The organism is Brevibacillus sp. FSL K6-6036 (assembly GCF_037964015.1).
Taxonomy (GTDB): Bacteria; Bacillota; Bacilli; order Brevibacillales; family Brevibacillaceae; genus Brevibacillus; species Brevibacillus borstelensis.
This window is the reverse complement of sequence record NZ_CP150173.1, coordinates 1,188,318-1,209,094: the sequence shown is the minus strand read 5'-3', so window position 1 is coordinate 1,209,094 and position 20,777 is coordinate 1,188,318. Positions and strand designations below refer to the sequence as shown.

21 protein-coding genes and 1 pseudogene are annotated in these 20,777 nt (G+C 52.4%); 4 read left to right on the top strand and 18 right to left on the bottom strand.

Annotated features, from left to right (window positions below; all coding sequences use genetic code 11):
- Positions 1–6: 6 nt before the first annotated feature.
- Together NST37_RS06210 and NST37_RS06205 are read left to right on the top strand one after the other, a co-directional pair.
- On the top strand, positions 7–411 hold the full coding sequence (locus NST37_RS06210) for a MerR family transcriptional regulator (protein WP_172921086.1): 405 nt from the start codon (positions 7–9) through the stop codon (positions 409–411).
- Positions 412–418: 7 nt separating this feature from the next.
- Positions 419–1,348, top strand: coding sequence for an EamA family transporter (locus tag NST37_RS06205; protein WP_327956893.1), 930 nt, complete (start codon positions 419–421; stop codon positions 1,346–1,348).
- Positions 1,349–1,410: 62 nt separating this feature from the next.
- On the opposite strand, the gene NST37_RS06200 is transcribed toward NST37_RS06205, so the two are convergent.
- The 3 genes and pseudogenes from NST37_RS06200 to NST37_RS06190 form a co-directional block, all read right to left on the bottom strand.
- Positions 1,411–2,106 carry a response regulator transcription factor gene (locus tag NST37_RS06200; RefSeq protein ID WP_003388149.1) on the bottom strand — a complete coding sequence of 232 codons (696 nt, stop codon included), beginning with the start codon at positions 2,104–2,106 and terminating at the stop codon, positions 1,411–1,413.
- Positions 2,107–2,522: 416 nt separating this feature from the next.
- Positions 2,523–3,473: a threonine/serine dehydratase gene (locus NST37_RS06195; RefSeq protein ID WP_024983489.1), complete on the bottom strand. Its 951-nt coding sequence runs from the start codon at positions 3,471–3,473 to the stop codon at positions 2,523–2,525.
- Positions 3,474–3,487: 14 nt separating this feature from the next.
- A pseudogene (locus tag NST37_RS06190) lies at positions 3,488–3,850 on the bottom strand (RidA family protein); the annotation flags it as partial.
- A 262-nt stretch (positions 3,851–4,112) separates the two neighbouring features.
- Here NST37_RS06190 and NST37_RS06185 point away from each other — a divergent pair.
- Entirely contained in the window at positions 4,113–5,360 is a 1,248-nt protein-coding gene (locus tag NST37_RS06185; RefSeq protein WP_269745632.1) for an MFS transporter, read from the top strand.
- Between the two features lie 125 nt (positions 5,361–5,485).
- On the opposite strand, the gene NST37_RS06180 is transcribed toward NST37_RS06185, so the two are convergent.
- The 12 genes from NST37_RS06180 to NST37_RS06125 form a co-directional block, all read right to left on the bottom strand.
- Complete coding sequence (locus tag NST37_RS06180; RefSeq protein WP_339186433.1) at positions 5,486–6,256, bottom strand: IclR family transcriptional regulator; 771 nt, start codon at positions 6,254–6,256, stop codon at positions 5,486–5,488.
- A 195-nt stretch (positions 6,257–6,451) separates the two neighbouring features.
- Positions 6,452–7,090, bottom strand: a complete 639-nt coding sequence (locus NST37_RS06175) for an aspartate/glutamate racemase family protein (RefSeq protein ID WP_024983493.1) — start codon at positions 7,088–7,090, stop codon at positions 6,452–6,454.
- Positions 7,087–8,040 carry an aminopeptidase gene (locus tag NST37_RS06170; RefSeq protein WP_172921075.1) on the bottom strand — a complete coding sequence of 318 codons (954 nt, stop codon included), beginning with the start codon at positions 8,038–8,040 and terminating at the stop codon, positions 7,087–7,089. Before NST37_RS06170 ends, NST37_RS06175 begins: the two co-directional genes overlap by 4 nt.
- 14 nt (positions 8,041–8,054) lie before the next feature.
- A complete protein-coding gene (locus NST37_RS06165) occupies positions 8,055–8,732 on the bottom strand; it encodes an AroM family protein (RefSeq protein ID WP_003388158.1) in 678 nt (225 codons plus the stop codon).
- Entirely contained in the window at positions 8,729–9,685 is a 957-nt protein-coding gene (locus NST37_RS06160; protein WP_339186432.1) for a DUF1177 domain-containing protein, read from the bottom strand. The genes NST37_RS06165 and NST37_RS06160 overlap by 4 nt, the downstream gene beginning before the upstream one ends.
- A gap of 16 nt (positions 9,686–9,701) precedes the next feature.
- On the bottom strand, positions 9,702–10,763 hold the full coding sequence (locus NST37_RS06155) for a DUF917 family protein (protein ID WP_122958614.1): 1,062 nt from the start codon (positions 10,761–10,763) through the stop codon (positions 9,702–9,704).
- Positions 10,764–10,783: 20 nt separating this feature from the next.
- On the bottom strand, positions 10,784–12,382 hold the full coding sequence (locus tag NST37_RS06150) for an OPT/YSL family transporter (protein ID WP_327925760.1): 1,599 nt from the start codon (positions 12,380–12,382) through the stop codon (positions 10,784–10,786).
- A 244-nt stretch (positions 12,383–12,626) separates the two neighbouring features.
- The gene (locus NST37_RS06145; protein ID WP_003388162.1) at positions 12,627–13,049 is read right to left on the bottom strand and encodes a cupredoxin domain-containing protein; all 423 of its coding nucleotides are present in this window, start codon (positions 13,047–13,049) and stop codon (positions 12,627–12,629) included.
- Between the two features lie 63 nt (positions 13,050–13,112).
- Positions 13,113–13,313 (bottom strand): twin-arginine translocase TatA/TatE family subunit, encoded by a 201-nt coding sequence (locus NST37_RS06140; RefSeq protein ID WP_003388163.1) that lies wholly within the window; start codon positions 13,311–13,313, stop codon positions 13,113–13,115.
- A 16-nt stretch (positions 13,314–13,329) separates the two neighbouring features.
- Positions 13,330–14,070, bottom strand: coding sequence for a twin-arginine translocase subunit TatC (tatC, locus tag NST37_RS06135; protein WP_024983499.1), 741 nt, complete (start codon positions 14,068–14,070; stop codon positions 13,330–13,332).
- Positions 14,071–14,110: 40 nt separating this feature from the next.
- Entirely contained in the window at positions 14,111–15,832 is a 1,722-nt protein-coding gene (locus tag NST37_RS06130) for a GMC family oxidoreductase (protein WP_024983500.1), read from the bottom strand.
- A gap of 22 nt (positions 15,833–15,854) precedes the next feature.
- Positions 15,855–16,601, bottom strand: a complete 747-nt coding sequence (locus NST37_RS06125; RefSeq protein WP_339186430.1) for a gluconate 2-dehydrogenase subunit 3 family protein — start codon at positions 16,599–16,601, stop codon at positions 15,855–15,857.
- Between the two features lie 385 nt (positions 16,602–16,986).
- Here NST37_RS06125 and NST37_RS06120 point away from each other — a divergent pair, with 385 nt between their 5' ends.
- On the top strand, positions 16,987–17,406 hold the full coding sequence (locus tag NST37_RS06120; protein ID WP_003388168.1) for a MarR family transcriptional regulator: 420 nt from the start codon (positions 16,987–16,989) through the stop codon (positions 17,404–17,406).
- Between the two features lie 160 nt (positions 17,407–17,566).
- On the opposite strand, the gene NST37_RS06115 is transcribed toward NST37_RS06120, so the two are convergent.
- The 3 genes from NST37_RS06115 to NST37_RS06105 all read right to left on the bottom strand — a co-directional run bounded on the left by NST37_RS06115 (position 17,567) and on the right by NST37_RS06105 (position 20,759).
- Entirely contained in the window at positions 17,567–18,064 is a 498-nt protein-coding gene (locus tag NST37_RS06115) for a DUF4358 domain-containing protein (RefSeq protein ID WP_024983502.1), read from the bottom strand.
- Between the two features lie 89 nt (positions 18,065–18,153).
- A complete protein-coding gene (locus NST37_RS06110; RefSeq protein WP_024983503.1) occupies positions 18,154–19,299 on the bottom strand; it encodes a DHHW family protein in 1,146 nt (381 codons plus the stop codon).
- A 53-nt stretch (positions 19,300–19,352) separates the two neighbouring features.
- Positions 19,353–20,759, bottom strand: coding sequence for an MBOAT family O-acyltransferase (locus NST37_RS06105; RefSeq protein ID WP_339186428.1), 1,407 nt, complete (start codon positions 20,757–20,759; stop codon positions 19,353–19,355).
- Between the last annotated feature and the right edge of the window lie 18 nt (positions 20,760–20,777).

Sequence of the window (20,777 nt, the reverse complement as noted above, 5' to 3'; positions counted from 1 at the left end):
GGGATGATGATCTTGTTCACCATTCGGGAAGCTGCTGAAAAGTGCGGCATCAGCTCGTATACATTGCGGTATTACGAAAAAATCGGGTTGCTCCCCCCGCCCAAACGAGACAGCGCGGGGAGACGCTGCTACACGGAAACGGATCTCCGCTTCATGCGGTTCCTGAGTAGCGTAAAGGAAACCGGCATGTCTCTGGAAGAAATCCATGAGTTTGTAAAAGACGGCTGTATCATGGAAAAGATTCACCTGGATGTGCCGATAAAGGAGCTTACCCCATCCTTAAACAGGCGCATCGAGATTTTAACGAAGCATCTGGATAATATGGAAGCGAAGAAGAAGGAGCTCGAAGAAGTGATCGCGGCAACAAAGTCGAAGCTCGACTCCTACCATTCCATGCTGAGTGAGGGGTGAACATCAAATGAAGCCTATGAAAATATACGCGATGCTGCTCGGGTTTTCTATTTTTACAGGAGCCACCTTCAACCTCGCCAAATACACAGTCGAATACTTGGCGCCTTCCTCCGCTGCGGCGTGGCGTTTTGGTTTGGCTGCCGTGGTCATGCTGGTCATTTTGCTTTTGACGGAAGGGGTAAACAAAAGCCTGCTCAAGAAAAATGCAATCGCCTATGCAGTCCTTGGAATTGTCGGGATCTTTGGATTCAACGCTCTGTTTTTTATCGGCATGAAATATACGTCACCTGTCAACGCGGCCTTGATCATGGGATTGAATCCTTTGCTCACGACCATTTTCGCCCGGATGATCTTGAAGGATAAAATTGTGAAAAGACAGGCAGTCGGCATCGCTTTTGCCTTTATCGGCGTGTTTCTCGTCATTACCCAGGGCTCGCTGAAGGCGATCGCCACCTTGTCGGTTTCAGTCGGAGATCTGCTTATTTTTGCAGGCAACCTTTGCTGGACGCTATATGCCGTGCTTGGACGCCGCTTTATAAAGGACGCCACTCCACTGTCTACGACAACATACACGATGGCGGCCGGCGCGATTGGGTTAATCGTCGCTTCTTTGTTTACGTCCAACCCTGTTCCTCTTCCGGATGTTCCGGTCGGCGCTTGGGGCGCGGTTGCCTTTATGGCTGTCTTTACAAGCGTTTTGGGCTATCTGTGGTGGAATCAAGGGGTAAAAGAAATCGGGGCTGGGAAAACTTCTCTGTTTTTTAATCTTGTTCCTGTCGTTACGATGATCATTTCATTTGCCGCAGGAACCCCGATAACGTTCTTTCAAATGATCGGGGCTGCTCTCGTCATCGTCGGCGTTTTGGCTTCTTCGGGAATCTTCCATCTTCCCAAAGCCCATGCAGAAAAGCAAAAGCGTATGCTTGCAGCAAAATGAATTGATCTTAGGCTGAATACTGCCGTATTTCTCATACAGAGATGCGGCTGTTGTCTGTCCGTTTACGGATCCATTTTGTAGCCAACGCCCCGTACCGTTTTGATATACGTCGGACTTTCTGCCGAGTCATTCAGCTTTTCACGCAAATTCCTGATATGAACCATGACGGTGTTGGTATTATGACTGTAGTATTTTTCTCCCCAAACCTCCTGGAACAATTTCTCGGAGCTGACCACCTGTCCTCTGTTCTCACTCAAGAGCCAGAGGATCGAAAATTCGGTAGGCGTGAGTGGCAAAAGGTTTCCGTTCAAGAAGCATTCGTGGGAGTTTCTATTTAATAGAAGACCCGCAAAAGCGATTTTGTCATCCTCCTGCTGTGGATCACGATTGTATGTTGTGTATCTTCTAAGCTGTGCTTTTACGCGAGCGACAAGCTCCAGCGGACGGCACGGCTTTGTGAGATAGTCATCCGCTCCGAGCGCCAAGGCGGTGATTCGGTCGATTTCCTCGTCTCGCGCTGACAGCATGATGATCGGAAAATAGGATGTTTCCCGAATGTGTCGGCAGAGCGCGAATCCGTCCATCCCCGGCAGCGTGACGTCCATAATGGCAAGGTCAGGCCGAACAGAATCGAGACAGCGAAGAGCCTCTTCGGCCGTATCGCATTTGTGAATGCTGTAATTCTCGTTTTTCAGGAAAAGCTCGATATACTCCGCGTATTCCCGTTCAGCATCGACGATTAAAATAGTAGAATTCATGACTTCTCCCTCTTTTAGCAAAGCGATAAGAACTCTATGTATTCTACTGAAGAAACACCGGGAATTTTGCGTAGAAATTCTTAAGATTCCCTTACAAAAAACGCACACATGAAAAAACCCGCCTCCGAGATTCGCCGGAAACGGGCATCGGTCTAGCCTTGTGATCCGGGTGCTTGCCCCGCAACGGCACGACGACGTGCTCAATACACGCCCATCCCAACCGCTCATCGCTCAGTTCGTCAAAGATTGTCCGCTTGATTATAGCCTGTGTGAATATAAAAATCCCTCCAGTGAAGCTAAGATAGCAAAAAAACGAAAAATCCACCTCTATTATTTGGAAAAGAGGCGGATTTTTTGGAGGATCCAAAAGCCACATGCCTGTCAAAATTTTCAATGCTTCCTCGTATTTGGCTCTTTTACGCTTTCAAAAATAAGTAAAGCCCATCGACGTCGACATTGCCGCCGGAAATGACCGTCACGACTTTTTTGCCGGAGAATGGCAGCTTGCCGAACATAGCTGCTGCCACAGTCGTAGCGCTGGACGGCTCGATCATCTGCTTCATGCGCTCCAGCACAAACCGCAACGCCTGCCGGATTTCCTCCTCGCTGACGAGGACCAGATCATCGAGGTGCTTCATCAGGACTGGAAAGGTAAGGTCACCCGGCTGCGTCGTCCTGAGGCCGTCCGCAATTGTTTTCGGGCCCGGGACGGACACGATGCTTCGCTGCTTCAGCGAAAGCCATGTATCGTTTGCCAATGCCGGCTCCACACCGATCACCCGGACTTTTGGCCTGGATTCCTTTACTGCAGTCAAAATGCCGGAAATCAGTCCGCCTCCGCCGATGGGTACGATGATCGCATCCACGTCGCTGAGCTGTTCCAGTATTTCCAGCCCGATGGTTCCCTGTCCGGCCATGATGGAAGGATCGTCATACGGGGGGATGTAGACGCCGTTCTCGCTCGCTGCGAGCTCCTTTGCCCGCGGGAGCCTTTCTGCCGATGTGTACCCGTATTTCTCCACCGCCCCCCGGTAGGACCGGATCGCGTCGATCTTGCACTGGGCAGCATCCTCAGGTACCACAATCGTCGCCGGAATCCCCAGCCTTTGCGCGATATACGCCACCGCCTGCCCGTGATTGCCCGAGGATGCCGCCGTCACATAGGCGGCTCCTGCTGATACAGCCTGCTTTACCTTATTGGTCGCTCCGCGAATTTTGAACGAGCCTGTCTTTTGCAAGTGCTCCGCTTTCAAGTAGATGTCATTGCCGCAGCGCAGGGAGAGCTGTTCGGAGTTCAAGAGCGGTGTGACTCGCACGACGTCAGCGATTTGTTGACGCGCTTCCTTCACTTGCTCCAGTCGAATCATCGGCACTTCTCCTTTCATTTATTTGCGTTGACTGCAAACACAAATTCGATTTCCACCGGTGTATTCCCGGGCAGCTCAGCGACACCGACTGCAGAGCGCGCATGCCGTCCTTTTTCTCCAAAAATGGCTTGCAGCAGCTCTGAAGCGGCATCCAATACTTTGGGCTGCTGCGAAAAGCCGGGAGCGGACTGAACAAACCCGGTCACTTTCAATACCTGCTCCACTTTATCCAGACTGCCGAGCTCGGCTTCCAGACAGCTCAATCCTTTTAATACACAGATTTCCGCCAGTTCGCGGGCTTGCTCAATCGTGACCTCTGCCCCAACCTTTCCTGTATAAGGGAGCTCCCCGTTTACCCGCGGCACCTGGCCGCTAACGTAGGCAAAAGCTTCCTGAAACTGCCCATTTCATTTTCCCCTCGCAAAATCTTTGCACGATCTTCATCAATCCTTAACGGTATAGCTGCTACAATTCTTCCATGGGAGGCGGATTTTTGCATCAAAAGCAGCAAACTGTAAATTTTGCACATTTTACAGTTTGACCCAGTTGCCTTTCCATGCCCCGATTTTATATAATGGGTCTTATTTTCTGCGAGCAGGAAGGATGCTGATTCCTGTCCCGTGGCGTTTTTGAAAGAAATTGAGCAACAGAGAGAGAGGAGAGAACCATCGAATGAAAGAACAGAGCATCCAAAAAGCGCCACTCGTCATCTTGATGGTCAACATGTTCATTGCTATGCTTGGAATTGGCTTAATCATTCCGGTTTTGCCAAAATTCATGCTGGAATTCGGGGCCAGCGGTACGGCCTTGGGCTATCTGGTCGCCGCATTTGGCTTGACCCAATTCATCTGTTCACCGATCGCCGGGGAGTTTTCCGACAAGTACGGCCGAAAGCGGATGATCGTCATTGGGCTGGCCGCGTTTGCACTGTCCCAGCTCATCTTTGCCCTCGCTGATCAGATGTGGCTGTTGTACCTGTCAAGGTTGATCGGGGGAATGGGCGCTGCGTTCATGATCCCTTCCATGATGGCTTACGTCGCCGATATTACGAGTGTGGAAGCAAGAGGAAAAGGGATGGGGCTCCTCGGAGCATCCATGTCGCTCGGGTTTGTGATCGGGCCGGGGATCGGCGGGTTTTTGGCCGAGTACGGCTTGCGTGTTCCGTTTTATGTGTCTGCCGCTGTCGCCTGTTTTGCGACCTTGGCTTCCTTCGTGTTTTTGCGTGAAACCTTGTCAATGGAAGACCAGTTGGCAGCCCGCAGCTCAGAGAAAAAGCGGGAGAACATTTTCAAGCAGTTTGCCTATTCGTTTAAAGCGCCTTATCTGGTGCTCCTGGTGCTGGTCTTTACCCTTACGTTTGGCCTGGCCAACTTTGAGGCGATTTTCGGGCTGTTCGTCGATCAGAAATACGGGTATACGCCAAAGGATATTTCCATTTTGATTACAGTCGGGGCTTTGATCGGCGTTGTCATTCAATCGCTTCTGATCGACAAGCTGCTCCGCCGCTTCGGCGAAAAACGGCTGATCAATCTCAGCTTTTTTGTTTCCGCAGTGACTATGGTGCTGATGCTGCTGTCTGGAAACTTCTGGTACGTGATGCTGGTGTGCCTCATCTTCTTTACTTTCACATCGATCCTCCGTCCCGCGATCAATACGCTGCTCTCCAAAATGGCAGGCAAGGAGCAGGGCTTCGTCGCAGGGATGAACAACGCCTACATGAGCCTGGGGAATATCGTCGGTCCTTCTCTGGCCGGTATCCTGTTCGATGTGCACATCAATCTTCCGTACCTGTTCGGAGCCTTCATGCTGCTGTTCAGCCTGTTGTTGTCCGTCTCATGGAATCGCCGCACTAAAGACAAACACATAACCCCTGCTATCCAGGAATAATCAGCAGGGAACGCAAAAGGGACGCGTGCCTTCTATTCGCCGAGAAGCGGATAAAGAGCATGCGTCCCTTTCCTTTTACAATTGCAGGTGATTTCTTTCCTTGAAGCAATTGCGGGTAACTCGCCTTATTGAAACAATTGATGAACTTCTATTTGACTCAGGTAATCCTGAATTTCTTTCCCTCTTTTTTCGAGCATATGGAGCGCTTCCTGTACCTTTTCTTCGGGCATGCGGTAGCTGGGACCCGCGATGGACAGGGAGGCGACGATTTCCCGATCTTTGTTGAACAGCGGGATGCTGATGCCAAATGTGTCCTCGAAATACTCTCCCCTGGAATAACACCATCCCTGCTTTTGGATGTTGTCCAAATCATCGATCAGTTTGTTCGGATCGACGATTGTATTGTCTGTATAGGGAGACAAGCCTTGTTCGATCACTTCCGCCCGCTTTTCTTCCGGGAGATAGGCCATCAGCACCTTGCTGGAAGCTCCGACATACAAAGGGGCTCGATTCCCCACTGTCAGCTCGTATTTTACCTTTTGCGGGCTCTCCACGATCTCGATGTCAACCGCTTCGATTCCCTCCAGGATCGTCAAAATAACCGACTCGCCGGTATCTTCGCACAGCCGGTGCATGATCGGCCGAATCGCGTCAATGAGCTTCAGCCGTTTCTGGACAAGCTGTCCGTACTCCCAAAATTTGATGCCCAGGACATATTTTTTTGTCACCTGATTTTGCGCCAAAAAACCGTGCTTTTCATAGGTGGCCAGAACCCGATGAACAATCGAATGGCTCACATTCAGCTCTTTCGCCAGCTCGCGGACACCCCAGGCAGGGGTTTCATCGGTGAAAAATTTTAAAATTTCCAAAGCGTTATCTAGTGTTTTCAAGCTCATACCGGTATCACAGCCTCACTTCCCTTATACAATGTCGATTATAGTATAAGAGTCCTGATATTGCCATTCGTTTCCATATATATTTCCAGAAACGGAAGATTCGTGCTGAGTGCTGCCCGCTCGCTGACCTTGAGTGACTATAGGCCAGACATCTCTTGTGACCATATCATCTGATGCTGTGACCGCCCAAAATTGTCAACTGTTTTTGACGATATACCAGGCGAGAAGCCCTTCTGCCTCCACTGGATCGATGACGGTCACGCCAAACTCCCTGCGAATGAGGGGTGCCAGGCCGATGGTTGAATACCCGGTGCACGCAAACGCGATCGTCTTTGCCCCGTTCTCCACCATCGTCCGTACAGCGTTCAGCGCTGCTTCCCGACCGTGGGGCGCCATGACCTCTGCGGAATTGGTCACCCCTGGCGGAGATATATGCCAAGCGAGCTGCCTGCCTAAAATCCGCTTCATGACCCGGGGCGGTTCAGAGGCAATGTCGAGCAAACAGACTGGCTCGCCGTATCCTTTGGCAAGGAGTGCCGCCGCACTGCCCGCCCCGATCACGGGCACCCTCACCTGCTGACGCAGCGCATCGATTCCCGGATCATCCGCACAGCTGATCACCAAAACCCGGCAGCCTGATGCGGCCAGCCTTTGACCCAGTGCGACGATTTTCGGGACTGCTTGCCGCTCCGTCACCTCGTCGCAAATGCCGTACGGCTGATCGGGAATGCATGCGGATACGGTTTGGACACCGTACTTGCTCTCGATCAGCTTGCCGTGCTCATTCAGAATGTCCGCATCGTCAGTCGTGATTACCCGGATGATACCGATCATGGCTGGATGGTCACCCTCCCTTTGGAAAGGATTTTCGCTTCGTCGATGAACACGTCCGGCTCGTGGACGACCAGATCGATATGGACACCTGCTGAAATCGTGCCGCCAAACGTCCGGTTGCTGCCGAAGGCTACATGAATCGTGCCGTATACCTTTTCATCCTCGAGCACATTTCCGGTGATGCGCGCCTTGTCATTGGTGCCGATGCCGAACTCCCCGAGCAGCCTGCCGTCTCCCTCTCCCAGCATGTCCAGTAGCTGATCGGCATCAGGGCCTTCCAAATCGATGATCCGTCCCTTGTCAACGGATACGAGCAGAGGACCGCTCACCTTGCCGATACCGGCAATCGAGCCGTCTACGACGATTTTTCCCGATGCCGTTCCCTCGACAGGTGCGATGTACGATTCTCCGGAAGGCAGATTGCCCGACTCGCCGGGATTGCGGTACACGCCCGTACTGGAAATCCCGTCTCTGCCCGCGATGGAAAAGCTGAGCGAGTGACCGTCCTTCTCGATCCGTACGGTGTGGCCAGTTGTCAGGACGCGCGTCACCTGCTCCGTCAGCACCTGTACCTGACCGTAGTCCGCCGTGATCGCTCCTACAAGAAACATGTCGGCTGTAATCCCCGGCATCGTCGCGATACGGGCGCCGCTCGCGGCTGCACGTTTTCTCGCTTCGGTATGGGTGAGGGAATACTCCGTCACACAAACGACGACGTCCGCTCCCCGCATCGCTTCCGCAATCGGTGTCGGCGGCTCTTCCCCGTCCTTTTCCCGCTCCTTCATCACCATCAGGAGCGATTCTGCTCCGATCGCAAGACCTGCCTTCTGAATCGCCTCCGCGAGCTCCTTTTTCTCCAGGTCAGCGACGACCAGGAGCGTATCCTCCTGCTTGAGCACCAGACTTGTCACCAATATGCTTTTGCTGACTTCGACCAATTGCGTGTCCATATCCCGATACCCTCCTAGTACAGTTCCGATACGATTTTGGCAAGCAAGGCGTTTGACAGGATGACAGGCAGGTTCGCATAGGCCTCTACGACCGCCTTGGACGCTTCTACATAGCCCATGCAGTCCATCAGGATCGCGTCCACATTTTGATCAGCCAGCTCTTTTGCGGCGCGGATCAGTTCCGTCTCTCCCTCCGCATATGGAGAAGCCGCTGCGTAGACGGCATCCACAAGGCTCCCCCATTCGTCTTCGAGCGCATCCTGCTGTTCCAGCAGAGGAACGATCACACCGAGTCTCTTGTTTTTCAGCATCGCGGACAAGGTCGAGCGCAGGATGACATCGGGCTCGATCAACAAGGCGTTGTTTGCGGCAAGCCCCTCGAATGTCCCGGTGCACAGGACGACAATCGGATTGCACCCGGCTTCCTCCAGCTCATGCAGTTTTCGCTGGAGTACAGGCGCGATCTTTTCCCGGGACATTACCACAGACTCTCCGGTCACGAGCTTGCTGGTCAAGACGTAGTCACCCTTTTCCGGTGAAAAGGCCGCTTCCGCCTCCGCTTTGGTCATGCCGTCGAGTACGCCTGCCTGCATGATTTCCGCCCGGCCTCCGACGTATTTTTGGAAAATGGGGCCGACATCCATCCGCGGCGCTTGTCCGATCGTGACGAGCCCCAGCTTTTTCATCGTCATGACGATTCTGCCGGCGTCTCTTGGCTGCCCATCGTCTGGAATACCGCCAGCGAGCCGTACAGGCTGACGAGGCGGTCGTACTCCGTCTGATCATAGAAGCTGCAAGTGCCAGCCGTAAACTCCTTGGCTACCTCGATGGCGAACCGGGCGGTGGCTGCGATGTCTACTTCGTGGCTGGCCCCTGTGCCGCAGCCGGGTACGGCAGATTGTGCCGTGATGGCGACTCCGACCACGGGAGCCTTTGTCGCGACAGCCGGCTGCATGATGCTGTTGAAATGATACACGCCGTTTCCGTACGGCGTTATGTCCTGGAGCGTGATCGGGAAGGTGGCCGGAAGCTGTCCCGACGTCATTTCCATGATCCGCAGCAAATCCTCGCTGACGCGCAAAATGTACCCTTCCTTCACTGTCGGGGAGAGCGCAAAGCCTTTGATATTGATCAGCCTGTTTCCTTTGGACGTGTCGATGGACAATATCGCGTCCATCTCCGGACATACCTGGTAGCGGTTCATCGTCGGATCATCGACAGGGGAGTCCATGAAATCAACGGGATCATGCGGCTGGGTAGGCGCATCCGGACAGATGTGCGTCGTCACCAGCACATCTCCTTTCTGCCTGTCGCCGTTTCTCGCCATCTCCGCCAGCTTCAAGCCGCTGGCGACCGCTGCCACCGCGCCATCCGCATCCGATACCATGCCGATCCGGCTCGGACGGGCCCCGATCCCGCCGAGCTGCCCGATGATGCCGAGTGTCGGAGCCGAGCCTCCCCGGGATTTTCCCTCTGTCCCGGGAATCAGGATTTTCACGAAATCCGTTTTGCCTTTGTCTCCTTGCACCGTATCTACTGCAACCTGAACATCGCTGTAAGAAGAGAACAGTTCCTTGATCTTCTCCCCGGAAGCGTATAGACTGTCCATCACCTCATAGACAATGAGTGTCTGTTTCAATGCCATGCCTTACCTTCTCCTTTCAGGAAAACACGTACGAAATGACCTGTTTTCCAATCGCTTCTTCCACAGGTTCAAACAGTTTGCGGTTTCGCATCGTCGAGCTGAGCAGCAGCTGCTCCTTTGGCACCGCGATGACCGCCGCTTTTTGACCATTTGCCATTTTGGCAGATTCCAGCGGGCGTCCGCTTTCTGCATCAAAGGCCATGATCAGATCGGGGAACGTGGCCAGCCGCTCGCCATTTGACTCAAGTGTCATGTACTCGTTCCAAAAGGTAAGCTCCAGACTGCCAATGTCGGCCCGGCCCACATCAAATCCGCCTGTCGTATTCAACGAAAAATTCGAAACAGTCCCGACCTCGATGATTCTGCCCTGCAGGAGCTCGGTCACTGCTTCAATCGCCTTTTCTCCCGTGTGGGCCAGCATCGTCTCGCCGATGCGGATCGCCTGCTGGATCGCTCCCGGACAGCCGTTTTGCTTCACATAGGACACCTGTACGGGATTGCGGGCTACGGCGACCATGCCTCCCGCATCTACAGATGCCCGGCGCACCATTTGCGCCATGTTCTCCAGGGAACCGGACGCGCACAGCTCGATGTACCGGCTGCCCAATCCGCCTGCTGCCGTCTGCGTAGAGACGTAGCCTTCCAGCTCCGTCATATTCATCGAGCCCATGCTCCCTGTCGGATGCGCTCTGCCGTTGCACGGCGCGTCCAAAACGGGCAGTCCGGTAACAGCCGACTGAAACCAGCCATTGACTGTGGTGCTCGCTCCGTTTTCGTTCGTGATCAGCCCGGAGATCGGACGGCCCAGCTTGTCCAGCAGCAGCTGCAGGGCCCGGATATAGTGCATCGGCTTGACGTACTGCTCGGCTGCGGCAGGTGCCCCCACCGCAGAAACCGTCACCACCCACTCGTCATCTAGCAGTTCATCTATCGTAATCAGCTTCGGCTCGCCTACCTCCAGGGCCAGTCTGCCGAGCTGGATGCCTTCTTCGATCGGGCCTCCGCCTCCGCCTCCGAGGACAGCGCCGCCCCAGACAGCAGCCTCCATTTTGCGTTCATCCAGCGTAATCGTTTCCATCTGCCTTCTCCTTCCTTCCTCTATTTTTTCATCGAAAAGACGGAGCTGAAGAAGCTGTACAAAGCATCGCCCGCGATAAATCCGGCTGCCATGATATTCATCGAGGAATCCGCCTCCTGGCCTTTCCATTTCAGGATAATGACGCGAATCAAGAGACCTGCGAGAACAGCCCAGCCCGCCTCGGGATACGTAAGCAGCAACCCGGTCGCAAACAAAATCCCCATTTGCCGCTTGGGCCCGCCGAGGAATTGCAGGATCGCCCCCGGAATCGCCCAGAGGAACAGCTCACCTGCCACATCGCCAGAGACCCCGGCGTTAATCGTCGCTACGTATACGGTATCGACAGGCGGAACGAGGTTTTGCGAAAACAGGCTGTGAAAGCTGAAAAGGACGACGAGGACAGCTACGCCGAAAGCGATCATCCCGGCTGTCATTTGCTGTCTTCTGCCCTCTTTCTCAAACTCGGGATCAGCGCCGTTGCCGCGCAAAATATAACCGGCCTTCAGGTCGTAGCCCATGTCTGCAAAAGCGGGACCCGTAGCTGCACTAAAGCCGACGAGCAGTGCCAGCGCGACAGGCGGAAATCCGATCAGCATGCCGAGGATCAAGGTGATCAGCGCCACCGCAAAAGCCGGAAACCAGCCGGAGTGCATCGCGGAAATGCCGACGATCAATTCGTGCAAATAAGCGGCGAAAGCAGCGAAAATAATGAACAATAGGAACATTCCGAACGACATATGCGTCAACAATCCGCCAATGATTGCCAAAATGACCGAAATCGCCATGTACAGCAAAAGCCCTGTCAAAAGCGTGCGCGAGGTTTCCTTTTCCCCTTTGGTCACCTGCAGCGCTTGCTCCGCCTCTGCGCCTGAACCTTGCTGCGGAGACTTTTTCCTGAAGATGACGAAGCTTACCTGGATCAGGGCGACAATTCCCGCTCCGATCATGAATCCATGCGGTATATACGAATCCTTCAAATCCATTCCAAGCAATGTCCCGGAATAGCCCTTGAGCAAAAGACCGATCCCGAACATCGCCAGCGCCCAGATGTTTCCGATGAAGGCGACACCGAATGCAGACATCGGCACTCCCAGGATGGAGCCGACTACACCGCCGGCAATCCCCACACCGAGCAATCCGGCACGTTTGCCGCCTTTGTCGCCGGCAATGATCGACTCCGCTGTGGCGCGTCCGTCCGGCCAGGTGCCCGAAGCGGGAAAGACCTTCGTGTCAAACAGCCTGTACAACAGAAAGGCGTCAACGAACATCGCCAGCGCCGCACCGATCAGCATCGGCATGATCAGCTCCGGCTTCCCGAATACATATGGAATCCCGATCGGAATGAGCAGGCTGTTCGCAGCCCCGAATGTCGCCGACGAGATGGCGGTCTGAACGATATTTTGCCGATGGACAGAGCGCATCTTGCGAAGAAAGGCAAGCGGCACCCTCGCGATCAGCATAGCCAAGAGCGCTCCGATAATGGCCGTATTGGCCGTAATGCCCAACGTCACGATCAACTGCATCCCGATCGCCGCCCCGAGAATCGCCGTGACGATCGTCAGGATCAGCGTGACAGGCTCTAACGCTCTGGGATGCTTCTTTTGTTCCCCATTGTTCATGTTGCCCTTCGCCCCTTTTGTCTCCATATTCGGACCATAGGTCCTCATTTTAATAACATATGTGCAATTATACAAATCCGCCTTTTTTTATTCAATAATCAATTTTCGTTATTTTGGACTTTTGCAAATATTTTTGCGTCTGTTTGCGAACAGGCTGCGACAGAAAAACGACAAAAAACCCAAGCTGATCCGACTTCTCGGACGTCCGCTTGGGTTTTTCACGAAACTATGTTGAAAGATGGGCTTATTCTTCGACGATCAATTTTCCTGTCATCGTATCATGGCCGGCACCGCACATAACAGAGCAGTTGAATGTAAACTCGCCCGCTTTGTCAGCAGTAAACTCGGCGCTTCCGTCACCTTTGAGGTCTACGTTGAAATCAGGAATGGCTACACCGTGCATGCCTTCTGTATTGGTCAGCGTCAGCTTGATTTTATCGCCTTTTTTCACATGAATTTCTTTTTGGTCAAATTCGAAGTTTGTCGCGGAAAGCTTGATCTCTTTTACGCCGTCTGCGGATTGAGCCGCACCTGCGTCAGCAGTAGCTGTGCTTGCTGCGTTATTGCTTGCAGCGCTGCCTTGGTCGGATTGGCTGTTTCCGCAGCCTGCCAGCGCAAGAGCTACAGCAGAAGCGAGGATAAGAGAAGTGAGTGCTTTTTTGTTCATTGTAATTACCTCCATTGCATCTGATAGATTGATTTATGTTGATATGGCCTGAGCGGCCATGTGTTACTTGGATTCAGGCTGCTGCTGGTTTTCGGTCTTGCCTTCGGTGGTGATGTCATCGACCACGCCTTTGGTCGACGAGCGGAATTCGCGCAGGGTATCCCCAAGCGCCCGTCCTAATTGCGGCAGCTTGGATGGCCCGAATACAACCAGGGCAATGACCAGAATAATGATTAATCCAGGGATGCCAATACTGTTGAACATCGATCATACCTCCTTTTTATGACTTTGACCCAGATACGAGCAAACCGCTTGATCTGCGATGATACCACCCTGAGATGAGGACGCTTAGCTCGAATAACAGAATGAGCGGAATCGTGACCGACAAATGCGAGACAAAATCAGGCGGAGAAATCATCGAGCCTACGATGGCAAGTCCCAGATAGACATATTTGCGAACGGCTTTCAGTTGGGCGGGAGTAATCAGCCCGATCCTCGTCAGGAACAGCACGACTGCCGGCATTTCAAACGCGACCGACAACGGAAAGATGACGTTGAACATAAAGGCGAAGTAGCGGTCAATCCCGTACGTTTCCACCGCTCCGATGCTTTTGTTCACCGACGAGAGGAACGACACCATCATTGGAAACGCGACGAAATAGCTGAACGCCATCCCGCACAAAAACAGAAAGCACGACAGCGGCACAAACCAGATCGTCTTCCGCGCCTCGTCATCGGACAAGCCTGGCCTGACGAACGCCCAGGCCTGGTAGAGCCCGAGCGGAAGCGTCAGCAGGATCGCCACCAGAAAGCCGCATTTCATATAGATAAACATGCCGTCCGTGAACGAAAATACGTTCCAGACTACATCGGCAGCCACCGGTTGCGCTTTGATAAACAGCAAAATGTCAGGGGACATGTACAAGCCGATGCACAGTGACAGAAAGAAGCCGACAATGACCACAATCAATCTCTTTCGCAGCTCAGCCAGATGACCAACAAATTCTTGTTTGTTTTCCATACACACCCCCAAATGAAAGGCAACGGGCAGCATTTTCAGACTAGACGAGGGAGCCGCCTTGCTTGATGTACTTCAAAATGCCTTCGGCTGCTCTGTAGGAGAGGGCCCCTACCGTAGCTGTCGGGTTGTATCCGCCGTTGTGAGCGAATGCGGAAGCCCCTACGACAAACACGTTCTCCGCATCCCACATCTGCAGGTAGGAGTTTACCGCGGAAGTCGACGGATCAGCCCCCATGATGACACCGCCCGTATTGTGCGTGGACTGGTATGGGGTGATGTTGTACGATTTCATTTCTTTGGAGACTTCCATTTTGGTCGGATTCATTTCTTTCATGATCTCTCCGGCCCGCTCAGCCAGATACTTGTTCAATTCCCGGTCCTGATCCTCCCAGTCAAAGGTGATCCGCAAAAGCGGAGTTCCGTACGCATCCTTATAGGTAGGATCGAGGTCGAGGTAGTGGTGCTGCCACGGGAGGCTTGCCCCTTGGGAAGCCAGCGTAAGCGTCGAGTTCGCATACTTGAGCGACTGTTGTTTAAAATCCTTGCCCCAGGAAGGCGTGCCCTTTGGAACCGGATTGGTGGCAATCGGCCTTGCGCCAGTCTGGGTAAAGCGAATACCGGCCCCGTGCAGGAAGTTCAAGTTGCTGTGGTCAAAGTTGTCGCCGTTGAAATCGCTGATCTCCGCGCCGAGCGCACCCGCCCCCATGAACGTGTTGAACTCTTTGTCGTCGAAGAAGCCGACCGCTTTCCCGCTGTTTACCTGGTATGCGTAGTTCTTTCCGATCACGCCTTTTCCGGATGCCGGATCGTACGGTTTGCCCAGCTTGGATGTGAGCAGCAGACGGACGTTGTTCAGCACGTAGCTGGTCATGACCACGAGATCGGCAGGCTGCTCGATTTCTTCACCGGTAATGGTGTTGACGTAAACCACGCCGGTTGCCTTTTTCCCGTCATGCAGGATTTTGGTCACATTGGAATGCGTGCGCAAATCCAGGTTTCCTGTTTTCTCGGCGACTGGAATGACGGTTACGACCGGGTCGGCTTTGGCGCCGTACTCGCAGCCGAAGCGCTCGCAGAACGCACAGTACTGACAAGCGGCACGCTCGATGCCGTCCGGATTTTTGTACATCTCGGACAGGTTGGCCGAAGGAATGATGTATGGGTGATAATTCAGCTTTTTCGCAGCGTCCATGAACATCTTCATGCCAGGCGTGACTTTCATCGGAGGAGTCGGGAACGGGTTGGAGCGTTTTCCGACCATCGGGTTTTGCTCCGCTTCACCCGAGATCCCCGCCATTTTTTCATACTTGTCGAAATAGGGCTCCAGCTCGTCGTAGGTAATGCCCCAGTCCTGAATCGTCATTCCTTTTGGAATCTTTTTCTCGCCGTAGCGTTCGATCGTTTTGGAGCGAATCTCGAAATCGTAAGGCAGAAAGCGTCCGTACTGCCCATTCCAGTGAGACCCTGCGCCGCCGAGACCGTCGCCCAAAAGGAAAGATCCGTACGTCCGCATCGGGAGCGCCCGCATTTTTTCGTTATTGCGGAAGGTGACGGTTTCCTTGGAGAGGTCCTGCATCATCTCATAGCGCAGCGCGTAACGGAGCTCGTCATGAGCCATGTAGTAATCGCTGGTGCTTCTGCCTTTTCCGCGTTCCAATCCAACAACCTTCACGCCGGCTTTCGTCAGTTCCGAAGCGATAATGCCGCCTGCCCAGCCCATACCGACGATCACAACGGGAACCTTTGGTAGCTTCTTGCTCATTTATGTCATCCCTTCCTGGTTATCAGTGGCCCATGTGGTCATGAAGACTTTTAGGCTCAATCTTCATAAATTCGTCCTTCTCGATATCTTTGGCGAAACTCATCTGGTTGCCAGGATAATTGCGCATTTTCCAGCCCTGCATGTCCTTGTTGCCGCCGTACATCGGATCGGCGTAAACGCCCTCGATCGTCATGCTGCGCAGAAGGCTAAAAAACCCTGTGGTCGAAGTTCCCGCAAGCTGATACTCCTTGCCTGCCTCAAAAACCTTCAAGGTCTCGTCTTGCTCTGCTTCGGTCAAATCAGTGAAGCGTTTGTTGTATTTCTTTTTGCTGTAGTCAGCCAGCCCTTGCAGCCCCAATGTGAAAATCTCCGCGCGTTTCAGGGAGGTTTGCATTCCTTGGGTCGGTTCTCCCGGGTAGAACGGACCGGTCATGTAATCTTTCGCATTGATTCCCCATGGACTGGCCAACTGGTGGTCGATGTAGAAGGCTACGCCCAGCTCTTTTGCGCCGGGGCCGTGCTCGTCCTGCGGAAAAATGCGCTCGCAAGCCGCTTCCGTCAATTGGAATTGCTCCTGATTGAAAAACATCAGCGCCTGGTTGTAGTTGACCGATTTCTCGACAACCTTCTCTACTTCCGCTTTCTGGCTTCCGAACAACGAACCACCCAGTACGCCTCCAACCACCAGCCCCCCGAGGGCGATCCCGGAATTCTTGAGGAATTCGCGCCGCGAGCTACTTTTGGGCTGTTTTGAGTTTGTATCTGCCACAGTAGTTCCTCCTTGATGTGTAAAATTAACTAGATAATTATTACCTAGTTCATGATAGTTCCAAAGAAAAATATCTGTCAAACGTTTAGGTGTTATTGTAATTTTCCAATAAAACAAACTTGGAAATCCCTACGCTGTCCAAAATGAAATTTCCATACAATTTTCACAAAAGATACATTTACTTAAAGCCGTTCTGCAAGTAGGATGAATAGTAGTTGCATTTACTTAGGTAAACATTTGAAAACGGATTCATCGCGCCGCTGAGCAGTCCGTTTTTTGGAAATCATAAACAGATGGAAGCAAAAAAATTGTTACCAACCTCTTGGTGTTCCGTCTATGAAAGAAAAGGATCATCTGCCAAAAAGCACCTTTAGGAGGATAGCCATTGAACTACATATATGGACACAAAATAAACCAGGCGGCTAGGAAATTTACCAAAAAATTGAATGAAAAGCTGTCTACCCAAGGGTTGTACAGCTCACAGTGGGGAATTATCTGGTGTTTGCATCAGCGAGGCTCCTTGACCCAGGTCGATATCAGCAATTATTTAAACGTGGAAGCCCCCACAATTACCAGATCACTGACCCGGCTGGAGGAGCTGGGATGGGTGATTCGCGAGGAAGGCGAGGATAAACGGGCACGCAAAGTTTCCCTGACTCCGCAGGCGAAAGAGATGCTCGCCACCTGGCAGAAAACCTCTGACGATCTGGAAATTATCGCCCTGCAAAATATCAAGGAAGAGGATTTGATCGTCTTTGACCGCGTCTTGCAGCAAATGATGAAAAATCTCGATTCGCTCTCTTGATCGTTTCAACATCGGTTACACGCTATCTGGCCAAAAAGCGCCGCTCCGATCCGGAGGGCGCTTCTTTGTGTTTTCCTATGATTCCAGTTGGCTGATCAGGGGGCTCTATTTGAGCTCTATTTGGAGCTCTCTTTTTGAGTGAAGCTACACTCTTGCTATGTCACTTCAGTGCCTCGTCAAATGCGCTTTCGATTTTCTCCGCTTCCTTCGACACCGCCAAAAGAATGTAGCGGCCCTTCGTCTTCAAGACATGTTTTTCCAATAAAAAGTACTCATCTGGGACGTAATCTTTGAATTTTTTCCCTTGCTCTTCTATTCGCTCCGCTATTTTTGCCTTGATGCTTTCTGCCTGACTATCATCCTTTGCGATCAGCACTGCGACCTCGTCAGCCCTTACGTTCGTCGGGGCTGTATACAGGATAAAATCCTCAACCTCTTCCTCGCCGAGCTTGTACAGCTTTTGAAGCTTTTTCGCGTCTCCCGCTTTCATATCATCCAGATGCACAGCCTGTTTGATTCGATCTCCTATTTCTGCCGCTGCAAGCTGACTCTCTTCCGTATTTTGTCCGGAACAGCCGGTTAATGCGGAAAGAGCAACGATACATGCAATCATCGAAACGAGTAATACTGCGTTTATTTTTCCAAGCCATTTTTGCATCATGCTTGGCCTCCTTTCCTATCTCCACTTACACGCTGCGGCGCTCTATGGCGGTGATCGGACGACCTGCTGGCCACCGGCAGCCTGATTCAGCGCTGACTGGCCAGCTCCTTTATCGACGGATCTTCCAAAAACGTATTCACGTTATAGAGCAGCAGCACATCGGTTATGTGGTTTTCCTGTATGAGCTCATCCAGGCGATCCTCGTAATACCGGAGGTCCACTACGTATATTTCCTCGAAATGAGCCGTCAGAAAGGGCAGAAAGCAGTTGGCATATGAGTCCTTGACGACAACGAGTTTTTTTCCATCCCCGGAACCAGTCGTGATTTTGATGAGTGGATGGTTGCCATTTAAAAAGACCGTGTATTTGTCTTTTTTCTTCAGGTTTTCCCTCTCATAAAGGGAATGGGTGCTCCTCTTTTCGCTTGCATACTCCACGCTATACGCTTCATCATCCTTTGGCAGATACAGGTCGATGCTGTCAGGGAGCACATGTCTGAATCCGCTTTTGGAAAAAAGCGAGCCATAGAAGTCATCAGTGGCCCGTTCAATCCGAAAATCCGCTTGCATCCTCGGCGTAAAGCCCATTTGCTTGCCAAGCTCCTGATAGGCATAGTAGGCTCCCCTGGTCGTCCAGTGATGGTCCGTTTTATAGTACAAATACTCTTCCTTTTTGGAACGCAGCGCAGGATAAACGTCCACAAAGGCAATGTCTTTGCTGAGCGCCTCTTTCACTTTTTCCATGTACGTTCGTTCTTCGTCCCCAGTGACATGGGCAGGCAGCTTTTCTTCCAGCACGCTGGCTGCAGTCGGCACCAGCATCATGTACGTATGGAGCCCCGGCAATGATTTGGCAAAGCCGTTTATGGCTTCCGCCTTCTCTTCCAGATCGCCGTCCTCCGGTTTCCCGAATTTTTGAATCAGAAATCCGTCCTTGCCTACATAAACCCCGTTGCTCTCCTTTTTCCCCATCAAGCGATCCGCTTCCGATTTTACGCCGATCCAAAAGTCTCGAAAAACAAACTGGTCAGACAGGTACTTCTCGAAATGGGCAGTAAATGTTCCATTCATACCTTTTTCCAGTGAAAAGGACGGAAGCTGCTCCAACATTCTGTTTTCTGACTCGGAAAACTCGCGTGTCGGCGCACCCGTGTTCAGTACCAGCAGTCCGCCGATAAACATTAGAAATACCAAACCAAGCATCCATTTGGACAGCTTGTCATCTCTCAGCATGAATACCCCCTCCTGCCAAGCCTGCTGATTTGCATGCACACCACCGCATCCGGTTAAAAGCGAAAGTAAAGAAACGGATTGTACGTTTCATTGACCAGATGAGCCGTCGAAAGAAAAAGCAGACCGACGTAGACAGCGGTACCGATGAGCATTCCGGCGATGTTCAGCCTTTCCCGCAGAACAGAAAACGCCTTGTGGGGAAGCGGGGTTGAGCACATAGCCAATGCGCTCAGCAGGACGAAATGGGTCGATAAATCGTATAGCGCTTTGCTATCTACGAGCGAATGCCCGCCTAGTCCAAACAGCGTGCCAATAAATGCCCACGCGGTGGACAGGTCTTCGATCTCGAAAAATACCCAGCCGACGATCACGATCAGCAGTGTATACAGATGTCCGACGAAGCGAGTCCTATACTTCAGCCAATCGAGCAGAAACCGCTTTTCCAGCGCGAGAAAACAGCCGAAGTACAATCCCCACAGGATGAAATTCCAGTTCGCCCCGTGCCATAGTCCGGTCAACATCCAAACGACGAACAAATTCCGAAGCTGTTTGGCCGTCCCCGCCCGATTCCCTCCAAGCGGTATGTAGACGTACTCCCGGAACCAGCTACCCAGCGAGATGTGCCACCGGCGCCAAAACTCCGTGATGCTTCGGGACACGTACGGGTAATGGAAATTTTTCAGAAAGTCAAAGCCAAGCATTTTCCCTAGGCCTCGGGCCATATCCGAATAGCCGCTGAAGTCGAAATAAATCTGGAAGGTAAAGGCGATGATACCCAGCCATGCCGAAAGCACTGTAAGCTCAGCCACAGGCGTCGCTTTCACATTCGTCCAGAGCAGTCCGATGTTGTTGGCCAGAAGCACCTTTTTTGCCAGCCCTTTGACAAACAATTCGGCCCCTTCTCCAAAATGCTCCATGGTTACCTTTCGGGCTGCGAGCTGCTTTGCAATATCGCCGTATTTCACGATCGGCCCTGCGACCATTTGCGGGAACATCGTCACATAGGCGCCGAAGGAGATGAAATTTCGCTGTACAGCCACTTTTCCCAGATAGACGTCAATGACATACGACATCGTTTGAAAGGTGTAAAAGGATATTCCCACCGGGAGCGGAAGCTCTGCCGCATGGATGTTCAGGCCGAACAGATCATTGATCGCAGCGACGAGAAAGCCGTAGTATTTGAAGAAACCGAGGACCCCCAGACTTGATATGATGGAGACGATGAATATGGCTCTGGCAATGCCCTTGCGGCTTCTGTATTTGTCGATCATGCGGCCGTTCATATAGTCAAATGCGGTAGAGAAGATCATGAGAAACAGGTATACGGGTTCTCCCCATGCATAAAACACCAGACTTGCCGCAAACAAGATGCCATTCCGAAGCATGCGCGGTGACAGGTAATAAACAAGCAGCACCAGAGGGAGAAATAGGAAGAGGAATAAGAGACTGCTGAATACCAAGGCTTTCCCCTCCTGGAG